This window comes from Aureimonas jatrophae (assembly GCF_900104035.1).
In the GTDB taxonomy this organism is placed as follows: Bacteria; Pseudomonadota; Alphaproteobacteria; order Rhizobiales; family Rhizobiaceae; genus Aureimonas; species Aureimonas jatrophae.
This window is the reverse complement of record NZ_FNIT01000003.1, coordinates 112,167-125,303: the sequence shown is the minus strand read 5'-3', so window position 1 is coordinate 125,303 and position 13,137 is coordinate 112,167. Positions and strand designations below refer to the sequence as shown.

The window sequence follows — 13,137 nt, the reverse complement described above, 5'->3', positions numbered from 1 at the left end:
GCGGAGCCGCAATGGCCCGCCCCTCTCCGACATCGCAGCTGGCTGTTGTGTTCTAGAAGTTCACGACCTGCCGCGGCGGCCGGGCTTCCTGCTCCTTCTTGATGCGCTCGGCGACAAGGAACGCGAGTTCCAACGCCTGATTGGCATTCAGCCGGGGGTCGCAATGCGTGTGATAGCGATCCGACAAGTCTTCGGCCAAAACGGGACGCGCACCGCCCGTGCACTCCGTGACGTCCTTGCCGGTCATCTCGATGTGAATGCCGCCCGCGTGGGTGCCCTCGGCCCGGTGCACGTCAAAGAAGGTCTCGACCTCTGCAAGAATGCGCTCGAAAGGACGGGTCTTGTAGTCGTTCACGGTGATCGTATTGCCGTGCATCGGATCGCACGACCAGACGACCTTGCGCCCCTCCCGCTCCACGGCTCGCACGAGACGTGGCAGATGCTCGCCCGCCTTCTCGTGGCCGAACCGCGTGATCAGCGTCAGGCGTCCCGCCTCGTTCGAGGGGTTGAGCACATCGATCAGCCGCAGAAGGTCATCCCCAGCCAGCGACGGCCCGCACTTCAGGCCGATCGGGTTGCGAATGCCGCGACAGTACTCGACGTGAGCGTGGTCGATCTGACGGGTTCGATCGCCGATCCAGATCATGTGTCCGGACGTCGCGTACCATTCACCGCTTGTGGAATCGACGCGCGTCAAAGCCTCCTCGTAACCCAGGAGAAGCGCCTCGTGGCTCGTGAAGAAGTCGGTCTCGCGGAGCGACGGATGCGACTCGGAGTTGATGCCGATCGCACGCATGAAGTTCATGGTCTCGGAGATGCGATCGGCGAGCTGGCCGTAGCGCTCGGCCTGCGGACTGCCGGACACGAAGCCGAGCATCCACTGGTGGACATTATCGAGGTTCGCATAGCCGCCCTGCGCGAAGGCCCGCAACAGGTTGAGCGTCGCCGCCGACTGGCGATACGCCATCTCCTGCCGCTCGGGTGCGGGAATGCGCGACGCCTCGTCGAACTCGATGCCGTTGATGATGTCGCCCCGGTAGGACGGCAAGATCACGCCGTTCTTGGTCTCGTCGCCAGACGAGCGCGGCTTGGCGAACTGGCCGGCGATACGACCGACCTTCACCACCGGCGAGGACGCGGCGAACGTCAGAACCACGGCCATCTGAAGGAAGGCGCGGAAGAAGTCGCGGATGTTGTCGGCACCGTGCTCGGCGAAGCTCTCCGCGCAGTCGCCGCCTTGCAGAAGGAAGCCGCGTCCTTCCGCAACATCACCAAGCGCCCGCTTCAGCTTGCGCGCCTCACCTGCAAATACCAGCGGCGGAAAGGACGCAAGACGCCTTTCGGTTTCGGCCAACGCATTGAGATCAGGATAGGCCGGAACCTGCTGGATAGGCTTCGCGCGCCAGCTTGTGGGATTCCAATCCTTGACCATGTGACCTCCTTCGCCGCGCCATGCGGCCTCCGGACGTTCGACCGGCGAAGGAATGGCCCGGCCGCCCGTCGGAGCGAACGATGCGCGGCTTATAAGCAGGAAGTCCGTAGCTTGTCACCCGAGCGCGCGAGCCGGCGTCAACCCTCGACCCGCTGCCCACCTCGAATGCGGTAGCTCGGCTCGTAAAGCGTGACCAGTTCCTCCGCAGCCGTCGGGTGCACGGCCATGGTTCGATCGAAGGCATCCTTGGTCAGCTCGGCCTTCACACAGATCCCCAGTATCTGCGCCAACTCACCCGCGTCTCCCCCGAGGACGTGGGCGCCCACGACGCGTCCACCATCGGCTGCGACGACGAGCTTCATCAGGGTGCGCTCCTCACGCCCCGTCACCGTATGCTTGAGCGGCTTGAAGCGGGCTCGGAAGACGTCGATGTCCCCGAAGCGCTTGATAGCTTCCGCTTCCGTCAAACCGACCGTTCCAAGTTCCGGTTGCGAGAAGACGGCGGTTGGCACGAAGTCGAGGTCCGGCTTCGTCGGACGATTCATGAACTCGGTATCTATGAGGCACATCGCCTCGTGGATCGCGACCGGCGTCAGCTGCAGACGATCCGTGCAATCGCCGATAGCGAAGACGCCGGAGGCTGTCGTGCGCGAGTAGTCGTCGATCCGGATTGCGCCCTTGTCGTCCAGTTCGACGCCTGCTTGGTCGCAGCCGAGATCGATCGTGTTGGGCTTCCGGCCCACGGCCAGCATGGCCTGGTCGACGATGAGTTGCTCGCCGCTCTGCAAGGCAACCGCCATTCGCCCGTTCTCGGCCATCGTGACTGCGGTGAACGTGTCACTCGTCCTCACCGTGATGCCCTTGGCGATCATCTGCTCTTGCAGTTCGGTTCGAAGATCCTCCTCGAAGCCTTTGAGAAGCTTGTCTCCCCGCATCACCAAGGTCACCTTGGACCCGAGACCGTGGAAGATATTGGCGAACTCGACCGCGATGTATCCGCCGCCGAGAATGGCAATGTCCTGCGGGAGCGCCTCCAGGTGGAAGGCCTCGTTCGACGTGATGCAATGCTCGGCACCGGGCATGGTGGCGAAGGCATCGGCGCGTCCTCCGACCGCAAGGAGGATGCGCTCCGCGGTAACGACGCGGTCCTGTGCCAGAAGTCGAACGCGGTTCGCGCCTTCCAGAACGGCTCGCCCCTCCAGGACCTCGGCGCCCGCCTTCTCCAGGTTTGCACGGTAGATGGACTCCAGCCGTGCGATCTCCTTGTCCTTCGCAGCGATCAGCGCCGACCAGTCGAAACGGGTCTCGCCGACGCTCCATCCGAAGGACGACGCGTCCTCGAACTCCTCCGAGAAGCGAGAGGCGTAGACCATGATCTTCTTGGGTACGCATCCGCGAATGACGCACGTGCCGCCATAGCGATACTCCTCCGTGATGCCGACTCGCAGGCCGAGCGCGGCGGCGCGCCGGGCGGCCCTGACACCGCCCGAACCACCACCGATCACGAAAAAATCGTAGTCGTATTCGCTCGACGCCACGGTTTTCAGTCCCCAACACGAAAAAGGCGGCCGTTGCGGCCGCCTCTGTATCTATAGAGCGTAACCGCCCATCGTCACTGTGCGCTGCTGGCCTCGGCCGGGGGCGCCAAACGCCGCATGCCCTGCTGAGCGCTGTTGCGCAGATCGCGGACGATGCCGTTCGACCAGACGTCGGCCGCCTGCATCATGTCGCGCGAGGCCGCGGGTCCCTGCGAGATCAGCTTGCGGCCCGCCTCGGACTGATAGAACTGCCCGATCTCGCGCAGTTCCTGCTCGGTGAAGAGCTTGGCATAGATGCGAGCCACCTCGTTCTCCAGATCGCCGCGCCGCGGGGCGAGCGCCAGGGCGTTCTCGTCCACCATGTTGGAGATTTCGTTCTGGAGGTTCGGGTTGTTGACGATCAGTTCGGCCTTGATCTGCGTCGCGGCGTTCAGAAGGATCTGATCGAACTGCTCCGTGGCGTCGATCGCATCGACCGCCTCGCGGGCCGCCGCCAGATGGGCGGGACTGATGTCCTGAGCCATCGCAGGCGTCGCGAACCAAAGAACGGCGGCGGCGATGGGAAGCATCCCACGACGCAAGCTAGTGCTGACCATTGAGATCTCTTCCTCGTTCAAACCGACCGGCGGTCGTTCGGGCTGCAGGTGCCAAACTCCGCGCGTCGTCGCAAGCCCCGGACGCTACAGCGCCCCTCGAACTTCGATGTCCTCGCCGCGCGCGATCACGGCCGCCGTGGCCATTCCGATGAATAGCCCGTGCTCGACGACGCCAGGAACGGCATGCAGGGACGCGGACAGCGCTTCTGGATCGGGAATACGGCCAAATGATGCGTCCAAAATGTGGTGGCCACCGTCCGTCACGAAGGGACGATCGTCACGCCTGCGCAACGCCAACGGCCCGTTGAGACCGAGGCGCGAGGCCGCCTTTTCGATCTGCAGACGCGTGGCGACCGCACCGAACGGATTGATCTCGATCGGCAACGGGAATGCGCCAAGGGCCTCGACGGTCTTGCTGCCGTCGGCGATCACGATCATACGGGCCGAACTAGCCGCGACGATCTTTTCGCGCAGCAGGGCTCCTCCGCCGCCTTTGACGAGACGCAACGCACCGTCGATCTCGTCGGCGCCGTCGATCGTGAGATCGAGTTCCGGCAGTTCGTCGAGCGTCGTCAGCGGCACGCCGAGGTCGCGACACAACGCAGCGGTCCGCTCGGAGGTCGGCACGCCCACAACGCGCAGTCCCTCGTCTCTGACGCGAACCGCAAGCAGGTGGATGAAAGCTTCCGCGGTCGATCCGGTACCGATGCCGAGGCGCATGCCCGCCTGGACCTCTGCCAGCGCCGCCGCCGCCGCCCGCCGCTTTCCTTCCGCCGCATCCATCAACCCAACCTCCCTATCCGGCACCCCGCCCTTACGACGCCTTCGGACAGAAGGAAACGGCGACGCTCGAAACGGCTTGGAAACCATTCACGCGGCACCATCCGGTCCCGTGTTGCCCTGTTGCGTCGCTCGAACCGGAATGGGGACGGCTGTGCCTGCAGCGGCTTGATTCGTCGACCGTCCCGGCCAAAGTCGCCCTAGATGAACGCTCAGCCTCCCCGGATCCATTCCGCCACCTTCGATCCGATCCCACGGGATGCGACACCCCTTGTCGTGTTTGATCTCGATGGCACGCTCGTCGATACGGCGCCGGATCTGACGGGCGCGCTCAACTACTGTCTGGCGGAGGCAGGACTACCGAGCTTGGACGTTGATGCGGTTCGTCCACATGCCGGGCGGGGCGCGCGCGCCATCTTGCAGCTCGGCTTCAGCGCGGCTGGCATCACGGCGGACGAGACCTGCCTCACTAACCAGTTGCCGCGCTTTCTCGACCGCTACAACGCCCATATCGCGGACGCGTCCATGCCGTTTTCCGGAGCGGTGGACGCACTGGAGCGGCTGCGCGGGGCCGGCTTCAAACTTGCCATCTGCACCAACAAGATGGAAGCGCTGGCTCGGCGCCTCCTGGTCGAGCTGCAGATCGCAGGTTATTTTTCGGCGATCTGTGGCAGCGATACGTTCGCTGGACGCAAGCCCGATCCCGTGCACCTTCTCGGGACGGTCTCGCTTGCGGGTGGATCTGCGCCTGTCAGCATCATGGTCGGTGACACGGATACGGACATGGAAGCCGCCCGTCGTGCCGGTCTGCGGTCCGTACTCGTCGATTTCGGATACGATCCGTGTCCGGCGGCCCATGAAAAGGCGGACCTCGTCGTTTCCCGCTTCAGCGAGATCGACGCTTCTACGCTCTTGCGTCTTATCGAAACCGTGTCGGCCGATTGACGGGACGCGGCCTTTTGCCTAAACACCCTTCTACCCGACGGGCGCCACGGCGCACCGGTCGCAAGGGCGCGTAGCTCAGCGGGAGAGCACCTCGTTCACACCGAGGGGGTCACAGGTTCGATCCCTGTCGCGCCCACCATTCTCTGACAACTTCCAGACTCTTGCAGCGGACAAAGGAACGAGGGCGAAGTCCCCGATCGTTCATTAGACGCTGCGGGCTCCCGCATCGCTAGGCGCCCGCCATGTCTCGTTCCCGAATGGTTCAAGCGGATGCGGCGACGTGCGCCTCATAGGCCGAGATGACCTCGGATATGGCACCGCGCATACGAATGCGCCCATGCTCCAACCAGAGCCCGGTCCGGCACCATTCGCGCAGCAACGAGTTGGAATGCGACGCCATGACGAGAAGCCCGGCTTCACCGATGAAGGTTCGCAGGCGTTGCTGAGCCTGCTCGATGAAGGCCGCATCGCCGGCGCCGATGCCCTCATCGATCAGAAGGATCTCGGGACGAATCGACGTCGAGACCGCAAAGGCCAGGCGGGTCGCCATGCCGGCGCTATAGGTTCGCAGCGGCATGTCGAGGAACTCGCCGAGCCCCGTCTCGGCCGCGATCTGCGGAGCCCGCCGCTCGATCTCACGGCGCGAATAACCCAGAAGCATCCCCCGTAGGGTGATGTTCTCCCATCCGGTCGCCTCCGGATCCATGCCGAACCCGATGTCGAACATGGCCGCGACATCGCCCTCGACGCTCACGCGTCCGCCTGTCGGCTCGTAGATGCCCGAGATGACGCGTAGAATCGTCGACTTTCCGGCACCGTTATGCCCGATCAAACCGATCCGCTCGCCGTGGTCGAACTGCAGCGACATGCGGTCTATGGCCCGGATCGACACCTTGCCACGCCCTTCCCGCGGTCGGATCTGCCCCCCTGTCGCGGCTGCCAGGACATTGTTCTTCAGCGAACGGCTGCTCGCGTCGAAGATCGGGATATCGACGACGACATCCTCGAAGAGAACGCTTGCCATGCTCGTCAGGCCCAATAGGCAACGCGCGAGCGAAAGCGCGCGTAGAAGAGGAAAGAAACCGTTCCGAGGCTCGCGGTCAGGACGAGCGCCACGAGCCAGTGCAGGAGGCTGATCGGCTCGCCAAGAAGCGGTTCGCGGGCGATCTCGATGAAATGATAGAACGGGTTGAGGTTCACGAAGTGAGCGCGCTGCGGGATCTGCTCCGCGCTCCAAAGAACCGGCGTCATGAAGAACGCGACCTGGATCAAGCTGGCGACGATCAGCGGAATGTCGCGGAACCTTGCGCAGAGCGGTCCGAGGATCATGGCGCAGAAGATCGCGTTCAGCGTGAACAGGGCGATTGCCGGAAACACCAGAAGCGTCGTCCACGACGGCTTGATCGAGAAGATGAGCGCGACCGCGATATAGATGACGAAATTATGGGCGAAGGTGATCAGCTGCGACCAGGCGAACTGGAACACGTAGATGCTCAGCGGCATATGGATCTGCCGGACAGAACTCGCTGCGGACGTGAACACCGTACAGGCGTTGGTGATCGATGTTCCGATCAGTCCCCAAAGGATGAATCCGAGGGCCAGGAAGGGCAAATACGTCGCGATCTCCATGTTGAAGATCTGCGAATAAAGGACCCCGAGCCCCGCCACCATGATGCCCATGGACAGCGTCAGCCAGAACGGACCCAGCACCGAACGACGATAATGCTTCTGGACGTCGCGCCAGCCGAGATAGAGCCAGAGCTCGCGCCGCCGGACACCGGCTCGCAGGTCCGCCAAACCGGCTGCGAGCCGGGCACGCCGATTCATTGTCAGTTCTCCGCGATCCGCTGGAGGTAGCGGCCGTAGGTGCTCTTCCCCAAACGCTTGCCGAGCAACAGAAGCTGCTGAGCGTCGATGAAACCCTTCTGGAACGCGACCTCCTCGGGACAGGCGATCTTGAAACCCTGGCGGTGTTCCAGCGTCCGCACGAACTCCGCAGCCTCGAGAAGGGAGTCGGGCGTTCCCGTGTCGAGCCAGGCGAAGCCTCGGCCCATCGTCTCGACGTTGAGGCTGCCTTCTTCGAGATAGATACGGTTCAGATCCGTGATCTCGAGCTCGCCGCGAGGCGATGGCTTGAGGCTCCGGGCCAGGGTCGAGGCCCGACCGTCATAGAAGTAGAGCCCTGTAACCGCCCAGCTCGAGGCCGGCTTCTCAGGCTTCTCCTCGATCGACAGCGCGCGTCCATCCTTGTCGAAGGCGACGATGCCGTAACGCTCCGGATCGGCGACATGGTAGGCGAAGACGCTGGCACCAGTCGGACGATCCGCGGCTCGCGACAGAAGCTCCGGCAGACCGTGACCGTAGAACAGGTTGTCGCCGAGGATCAGCACGGAACTCTCGCCCGCAACGAACTCTTCGCCGATCAGGTAGGCCTGTGCCAGGCCATCGGGGCTTGGCTGCTCGGCATAGGTGAAGCGAACGCCCCAATCTTCGCCCGAACCCAGAAGGTCCCGGAAGCGCGGGAGGTCGTGAGGGGTGGAAATGATCAGGATGTCGCGAACACCGGCGAGCATGAGCGTCGTCAGCGGATAGTAGATCATCGGCTTGTCGTAGACCGGCAGCAGTTGCTTCGACGCGGTCAAGGTCATGGGATGCAACCGCGTCCCGCTGCCACCGGCCAGTACGATACCCTTCATGTCTCCGACGCTTCCTGATCCGATTGCGGTTCGGTCGGCTTATATCGGCAGCCGCCGGAATGCGCTACCGGCGCCTACAACGCGAGATGCCCGCGTTTCGCCAGGTAGTCGAAGACTTGCTGTGCCAGCGCTTCGGCCGGTGTCGTCGCGGTATCGAGCCGGATCTCAGGGTTGCCGGGACGCTCGTAGGGGCTGTCGATGCCCGTGAAGTTGCGCAACTCGCCACGACGAGCCCGTCGATAGAGCCCCTTGGGATCCCGCTCCTCGGCGACGGCGAGCGGCGCATCGACGAACACCTCGACGAACTCCCCCTCGCCGAGCAGTTCCCGTGCCAGCGCTCGTTCGGCCTCGAACGGAGAGATGAACGATGCTAGAACGATCAATCCCGCATCCACCATCAACTTCGCGATCTCACCGACACGCCGGATGTTCTCGACGCGGTCGGCGTCGGTGAACCCGAGATCCCGGTTGAGACCGTGCCTGACGTTGTCACCATCGAGAAGGTAGGTGTGGCAGCCCTCCGCCAGCAGGCGGGACTCGAGCAGATTGGCGATGGTCGACTTGCCCGATCCGGACAATCCGGTGAACCACACCAGCACGGGCTTCTGTTGCTTGATCGCAGCACGCTGCGTCTTGGAGACCGTGACACTTTGCCAATGGATGTTGGACGCCCGTCGCAACGCGAAACTGAGCGTACCGGTACCGAGCTTCAGATCGTTCACTGCGTCCAGCACACGAAGGCGGCGCAGCTGTCCGCTACCCTCGGACAGGTCGAACGCGACTGGTCGGCGCAGCGAGATGTTCACGGATCCGGTTTCACCCCTTTGCAGGGTGCGGGCGGCAAGCGGTCCCGCCATGTCGGGTTCGATGCGGTGCTTGATCGTGGTGACGCTGCCGGCCACGATCTTTTCGCCGACCACGAACCGGTAGGAGCGGCCCGCGATCAGCGGATGCCCGTCATGCCAGGTCAGCCGCGCCGAGAACTGATCGGCAACCTCGGGTCGCTCGGATGGGTGGCAGAGAAGATCGCCGACGTCACAGCGGATCGCGCGGTCGAGTTGGATCCGCACAGAGCCCTCGCCCAGATCAACCACGCTCTCGACGCGAGCCTCAAGGCCATCTCGTGCTTCGCAGATCAGATCGTCTTGCCGCACGCTTCCGCTCGCCACGACGACCTCGAACTGCGTTCCGGAGTCAGCCGCTCGAACGATCGCACGCAGGCGTCCGGACGTGTTGGCTGCCGCGATCTGCGCCAATATGGTCGGCAGCGACGCAACCGTCGCATATCGGACGTCCCGGAACCCCAAGCCAGCTAAGTCCTGATTCCTACTGGCTGCTGCATCGTCGATGAGCACCGCGGTCGGCGCTCCGGACGATGCCAGCCGCCGCGCTGCCGCGATGTCCGGGAGCGTCGGCGAGAGGAGGATGACGCAATCAGCCGTACGGTCCTCGTTTACCTCGGAGGCTGGTACCACGACACAGGCGTCAAGGGCGCTCTCAATCCCCCGCCCGTCGCCGACGACGGTGACATGCAGGCGTCGAGCTTGGGTCACGACGCCAAGGCCGCGTGGAAGCGACGAACCGTCTCCTCCATGCCGAACTCCAGCGCGTCGGCCGTCAAGGCGTGGCCTATCGAGACTTCTGCGAGACGCGGCACGGCCTGCTTCAAAGCGGGCAGATTTTCGACAGTCAGGTCGTGGCCAGCGTTCGTATCCAGTCCGAGCGCGAACGCCCGTTCGGCGGTTTCGCGAAGCCGCTCGAGCTCGCGACGTCGCGCCTCGGCATTCGCATAGGTCGCGCCGTACGGGCCGGTATAAAGCTCGATCCGCTCAGCTCCCAAATCCGCGATCAGATCAAGGCCGATGGGCGAAGGATCAGCGAACAGCGAAACTCGGATGCCTCGAGCACGCAGGCGATCAATGATCGGCGCCAGCAAGGAACGCGACGCTGCAAAATCCCAGCCGTGATCCGATGTGGCCTGCGATGGATCGTCCGGGACCAGCGTGACCTGATCCGCCCGCGCATCCTCGCACAACAGCAGGAACTGCTCGGTCGGATAACCTTCGATGTTGAACTCCGCGCCCGGAAACTCGTCGATGAGTTCGCGCAGCATCGGAAGGTCCGTGAAACGCACGTGACGCTGATCAGGCCGAGGATGAACCGTCAGTCCTCCAGCCCCTGCCTGCAAGGCAAGGCGACCGATATGGGTGAGGTCGGGCCATGGCAAATCGCGACGATTGCGCAGCATCGCCACCGCATTCACATTGACGGACAAGACGGTCATACAGGCCCACAATCCGGCACGGGAGGAAATTCCTGATGCCGTGGTTATGAGTAACGCCGCGCTCGATCAAGCCGCCAGCAACGCGACCCTGCCGTGAAACCTAGCCGTGGCGGCGCTGCAGATCGCCATGTCGGCTGGAGGCATGCGAACGGTAGGTCCGCTCGCGCGAGAGACGCGAGTAGAGATCGTCGAGCGTCTCCACCATCCCCTGCTCCGTAGCCTCGTTTTCCGTGATGAAGCCAGCCTCGAAGGCCGTCACGATTTCGGAAGCGGTCATCACCGTCCCCCAGCTTGTTGCCGCAAGCTCGTGATACGAACGAACGTGAAGTTGGTTCCCTTGAAGTTCAAAGAAATTTAACGAATTCGACGTTTCGCCTTCCACGTCCTGTCGCCGCACGCGTCGAATCGGCAAAAACGCCTTGCGAAATTAGTGGATTAACGCAGGATTGCCGCCTCTGGATCGACATCATAGCGTCGATTCAATCTCAGGAGATCGCTCGTGCCGCGTTTGCCAACCTTCCTCTCAGCCGCCCTGACGGGCGTCCTGCTCGCTGGGTCCGCATTCGCGGCGCCTGTGGTCGTTTCCTCGAAGATTGATACGGAAGGCGGCGTCATCGGCAACATCATGTTGCTGGCCCTCCAGAACGCCGGAATCGAGACAACGGACCGCCTGCAACTCGGCGGCACGCCCGTGATGCGTCAGGCGATCACGGCCGGTGAAATCGATATCTATCCCGAGTACACGGGCAACGCGGCATTCTTTTTCAACAAGGCGGACGCTCCGATCTGGAAGGACGCGGCGGCCGCTTATGAAGAAGCCAAGAAGCTCGACTACGAGGCCAACAAGATCGTCTGGTTGACGCCCGCAAGCGCCAACAACACCTGGGGCATGGCGGTTCGCGACGACGTCGCGACAGCGAACAAGCTGACGTCGCTGAGCGATTTCGGGCGCTGGGTCGCAGGTGGGGGCGACGCCAAGCTCGCTGCCTCAGCCGAGTTCGTCAACTCGCCCTCCGCTCTGCCCGCATTCCAGACGACCTACCAGTTCACGCTGAAGCCCGAGCAGCTGCTGACGCTGTCAGGCGGCGACACGGCGGCGACCATCGCTGCGGCGGCGCAAGGAACGAGCGGTGTCAACACCGCTATGGTCTATGGGACCGACGGCGGCATCGCGCCATCCGGCCTTAAGGTCCTCGATGACGACAAGAACGTTCAGCCGATCTACCAGCCGACCCCGATCGTGCGCGAAGCGGTTCTGCAGGCCAACCCGAAGATCGCCGACGTCTTGAAGCCGATCTTCGAGAAGCTGGATCTTGAAACGCTGCAAGATCTGAACGGTCGCGTGCAGGTGGGCGGTGAACCCGCGCGGGCGGTCGCGGAGGACTTCCTGACCAGCAACAACCTTTTGCGCTAAAGCGTCGACGCTTCATCAAAAAGGGCCGCCGCTTCCTGCCGGGAAGCGGCGGCCCTTCTCACGGGGTCTGGGTTTCCTACTGCTTGAGGGCCGCCTTCTCGGCTTGCGCCTCGCAGACTTCGACATGCTTCTGAAGCGCGTCGATCGACAGGATGGCCGCGACGGAGCGAATGTTGCGACCCTGCATCTGCGGCATGTCCTGCACGCGCTGAAGGCGGACCAGGAGTTCGGCTCGGCTCATATGCTTCTCCTTGGGAAAGGCGCCGCCGGGTGGGAGATCGCCCAAGCGGCACGACGACGGCGGCGTCAAGACGCCGCCGATGGCTAATGGGCGAGAGCCGCGCCTGCGATCTGCGGCAGCTCGATATCGACCTCGAGCATCGAGATCTGATCGCCGCGATCCATCTTCACCTTCACCTTGTCCCGATTCACGGGAACGTGCTTGGCGATGACCGCGAGGATCTCCTCGCGCAGGACCGATACGAGATCCGCCTGACCGATCTCCGCTCGTTCATGGGCGAGCAGTACCTGAAGGCGTTCGCGCGCTGCCGGCGCACTGGACGAAGCGGCGGACCGCTTCTGGAAAAGGTTGAAAAGGTTCATGCAGCCCTCCGGCCGAAGAACTTGTTAAGGAGTCCCTTGCTGCGATCGGCCGGCACGGTCATCGGAATGGTCTGACCCATCAGACGGCGGGCTGCGTCGGCATAGGCACGTGCGGGCGCGCTCTGCGCGTCGCTCAGGGTCACCGGCGTCCCCAGGTTCGACGCGCGCAGCACTTCCGGGCTCTCCGGGACGATCCCGAGCAGCGGGATCGACAGGATCTCGAGAACGTCGTCGATCTTCAGCATGTCGCCACGCTCGGCCCGCGCGGCGTCGTAGCGTGTGAGAAGCAGGTGCTTCTCGATACGGTTGCCGCTTTCGGCACGCAGAGTCTTCGAGTCGAGCAGGCCGATGATGCGGTCCGAGTCGCGCACGGAGGAGACCTCCGGGTTGGTGACGACAACCGCGAGATCGGCGTGGCGCATGGCGAGAGTCGCACCGCGCTCGATCCCGGCCGGGCTGTCGCAGATGACCCAGTCGAACTGCGCGCGGAGTTGATCCATCACACGGTCGACGCCGTCCTGCGTGAGGTTGTCCTTGTCGCGGGTCTGGGAGGCCGGCAGCAGGCACAGCGTGTCGACGCGCTTGTCGCGGATCAGCGCCTGATTCAGATTGGCATCGCCCTGCACGACGTTGATGAGGTCATACACGACGCGACGCTCGGCACCCATGACGAGGTCGAGATTGCGCAGTCCGACGTCAAAGTCGACCACGACGACCTTCTGGCCGGCCTGGGCCAACGCCGCACCCAATGCTGCGGTCGAGGTCGTCTTGCCGACGCCTCCCTTGCCCGATGTCACAACCATCACTTCAGCCATGGAGGCCATTCCTTCCCTTGTTGTCGAGGCCCAG

15 protein-coding genes and 1 tRNA gene are annotated in these 13,137 nt (G+C 63.6%); 3 read left to right on the top strand and 13 right to left on the bottom strand.

The genetic code is table 11. The annotated features are described in order from the left end of the window. Positions 1 to 52: 52 nt before the first annotated feature. The 4 genes from BLQ76_RS08305 to rpiA form a co-directional block, all read right to left on the bottom strand. Complete coding sequence (locus BLQ76_RS08305; protein ID WP_090671774.1) at positions 53 to 1,432, bottom strand: class II 3-deoxy-7-phosphoheptulonate synthase; 1,380 nt, start codon at positions 1,430 to 1,432, stop codon at positions 53 to 55. A 137-nt stretch (positions 1,433 to 1,569) separates the two neighbouring features. Then, the gene (gene gor / locus BLQ76_RS08300; protein ID WP_090671772.1) at positions 1,570 to 2,970 is read right to left on the bottom strand and encodes a glutathione-disulfide reductase; all 1,401 of its coding nucleotides are present in this window, start codon (positions 2,968 to 2,970) and stop codon (positions 1,570 to 1,572) included. Positions 2,971 to 3,044: 74 nt separating this feature from the next. Continuing rightward, the gene (locus tag BLQ76_RS08295) at positions 3,045 to 3,566 is read right to left on the bottom strand and encodes a DUF2059 domain-containing protein (protein WP_090671770.1); all 522 of its coding nucleotides are present in this window, start codon (positions 3,564 to 3,566) and stop codon (positions 3,045 to 3,047) included. 84 nt (positions 3,567 to 3,650) lie between these two features. Continuing rightward, the gene (gene rpiA / locus BLQ76_RS08290) at positions 3,651 to 4,349 is read right to left on the bottom strand and encodes a ribose-5-phosphate isomerase RpiA (protein WP_090671767.1); all 699 of its coding nucleotides are present in this window, start codon (positions 4,347 to 4,349) and stop codon (positions 3,651 to 3,653) included. A 273-nt stretch (positions 4,350 to 4,622) separates the two neighbouring features. Between rpiA and BLQ76_RS08285 the strand changes: the two genes are divergently transcribed. After that, positions 4,623 to 5,291, top strand: coding sequence for an HAD-IA family hydrolase (locus BLQ76_RS08285; RefSeq protein WP_170842521.1), 669 nt, complete (start codon positions 4,623 to 4,625; stop codon positions 5,289 to 5,291). A gap of 64 nt (positions 5,292 to 5,355) precedes the next feature. After that, a tRNA-Val gene (locus BLQ76_RS08280) sits at positions 5,356 to 5,430 on the top strand. Between the two features lie 123 nt (positions 5,431 to 5,553). On the opposite strand, the gene BLQ76_RS08275 is transcribed toward BLQ76_RS08280, so the two are convergent. The 6 genes from BLQ76_RS08275 to BLQ76_RS22065 all read right to left on the bottom strand — a co-directional run bounded on the left by BLQ76_RS08275 (position 5,554) and on the right by BLQ76_RS22065 (position 10,548). Then, the gene (locus tag BLQ76_RS08275) at positions 5,554 to 6,315 is read right to left on the bottom strand and encodes an ABC transporter ATP-binding protein (protein ID WP_090671761.1); all 762 of its coding nucleotides are present in this window, start codon (positions 6,313 to 6,315) and stop codon (positions 5,554 to 5,556) included. Between the two features lie 5 nt (positions 6,316 to 6,320). Further along, positions 6,321 to 7,118, bottom strand: coding sequence for an ABC transporter permease (locus tag BLQ76_RS08270; protein WP_090671758.1), 798 nt, complete (start codon positions 7,116 to 7,118; stop codon positions 6,321 to 6,323). Positions 7,119 to 7,120: 2 nt separating this feature from the next. Beyond that, positions 7,121 to 7,987 carry a glucose-1-phosphate thymidylyltransferase RfbA gene (gene rfbA / locus BLQ76_RS08265; protein WP_090671755.1) on the bottom strand — a complete coding sequence of 289 codons (867 nt, stop codon included), beginning with the start codon at positions 7,985 to 7,987 and terminating at the stop codon, positions 7,121 to 7,123. A 74-nt stretch (positions 7,988 to 8,061) separates the two neighbouring features. Then, on the bottom strand, positions 8,062 to 9,243 hold the full coding sequence (gene cysC, locus BLQ76_RS22340; protein ID WP_244519531.1) for an adenylyl-sulfate kinase: 1,182 nt from the start codon (positions 9,241 to 9,243) through the stop codon (positions 8,062 to 8,064). Positions 9,244 to 9,536: 293 nt separating this feature from the next. After that, positions 9,537 to 10,271, bottom strand: coding sequence for a pyridoxine 5'-phosphate synthase (locus BLQ76_RS08255; RefSeq protein WP_090671748.1), 735 nt, complete (start codon positions 10,269 to 10,271; stop codon positions 9,537 to 9,539). A 100-nt stretch (positions 10,272 to 10,371) separates the two neighbouring features. Then, a complete protein-coding gene (locus BLQ76_RS22065; RefSeq protein ID WP_170842520.1) occupies positions 10,372 to 10,548 on the bottom strand; it encodes a hypothetical protein in 177 nt (58 codons plus the stop codon). A 255-nt stretch (positions 10,549 to 10,803) separates the two neighbouring features. Between BLQ76_RS22065 and osmF the strand changes: the two genes are divergently transcribed. After that, positions 10,804 to 11,685 carry a glycine betaine ABC transporter substrate-binding protein OsmF gene (gene osmF / locus BLQ76_RS08250; protein ID WP_342028252.1) on the top strand — a complete coding sequence of 294 codons (882 nt, stop codon included), beginning with the start codon at positions 10,804 to 10,806 and terminating at the stop codon, positions 11,683 to 11,685. A 76-nt stretch (positions 11,686 to 11,761) separates the two neighbouring features. Here the strand turns inward: osmF and BLQ76_RS22060 are convergent, their stop codons facing one another. The 3 genes from BLQ76_RS22060 to minD form a co-directional block, all read right to left on the bottom strand. After that, entirely contained in the window at positions 11,762 to 11,926 is a 165-nt protein-coding gene (locus BLQ76_RS22060; protein ID WP_170842519.1) for a hypothetical protein, read from the bottom strand. An 83-nt stretch (positions 11,927 to 12,009) separates the two neighbouring features. Continuing rightward, positions 12,010 to 12,288, bottom strand: coding sequence for a cell division topological specificity factor MinE (gene minE, locus BLQ76_RS08245; protein ID WP_090671742.1), 279 nt, complete (start codon positions 12,286 to 12,288; stop codon positions 12,010 to 12,012). Continuing rightward, positions 12,285 to 13,103: a septum site-determining protein MinD gene (gene minD, locus BLQ76_RS08240; protein ID WP_090672647.1), complete on the bottom strand. Its 819-nt coding sequence runs from the start codon at positions 13,101 to 13,103 to the stop codon at positions 12,285 to 12,287. Before minD ends, minE begins: the two co-directional genes overlap by 4 nt. Positions 13,104 to 13,137 lie beyond the last annotated feature (34 nt).

Excerpts from the sequence above, each read along its gene's own strand:
- BLQ76_RS08305 (WP_090671774.1), bottom strand. The coding sequence starts at position 1,432 with ATGGTCAAGGATTGGAATCCCACAAGCTGGCGCGCGAAGCCTATCCAG.
- BLQ76_RS08295 (WP_090671770.1), bottom strand. The coding sequence starts at position 3,566 with ATGGTCAGCACTAGCTTGCGTCGTGGGATGCTTCCCATCGCCGCCGCC.
- rpiA (WP_090671767.1), bottom strand. The coding sequence starts at position 4,349 with ATGGATGCGGCGGAAGGAAAGCGGCGGGCGGCGGCGGCGGCGCTGGCA.
- BLQ76_RS08275 (WP_090671761.1), bottom strand. The coding sequence starts at position 6,315 with ATGGCAAGCGTTCTCTTCGAGGATGTCGTCGTCGATATCCCGATCTTC.
- BLQ76_RS08270 (WP_090671758.1), bottom strand. The coding sequence starts at position 7,118 with ATGAATCGGCGTGCCCGGCTCGCAGCCGGTTTGGCGGACCTGCGAGCC.
- rfbA (WP_090671755.1), bottom strand. The coding sequence starts at position 7,987 with ATGAAGGGTATCGTACTGGCCGGTGGCAGCGGGACGCGGTTGCATCCC.
- BLQ76_RS08255 (WP_090671748.1), bottom strand. The coding sequence starts at position 10,271 with ATGACCGTCTTGTCCGTCAATGTGAATGCGGTGGCGATGCTGCGCAAT.
- BLQ76_RS22065 (WP_170842520.1), bottom strand. The coding sequence starts at position 10,548 with ATGACCGCTTCCGAAATCGTGACGGCCTTCGAGGCTGGCTTCATCACG.
- BLQ76_RS22060 (WP_170842519.1), bottom strand. The coding sequence starts at position 11,926 with ATGAGCCGAGCCGAACTCCTGGTCCGCCTTCAGCGCGTGCAGGACATG.
- minE (WP_090671742.1), bottom strand. The coding sequence starts at position 12,288 with ATGAACCTTTTCAACCTTTTCCAGAAGCGGTCCGCCGCTTCGTCCAGT.
- minD (WP_090672647.1), bottom strand. The coding sequence starts at position 13,103 with ATGGCTGAAGTGATGGTTGTGACATCGGGCAAGGGAGGCGTCGGCAAG.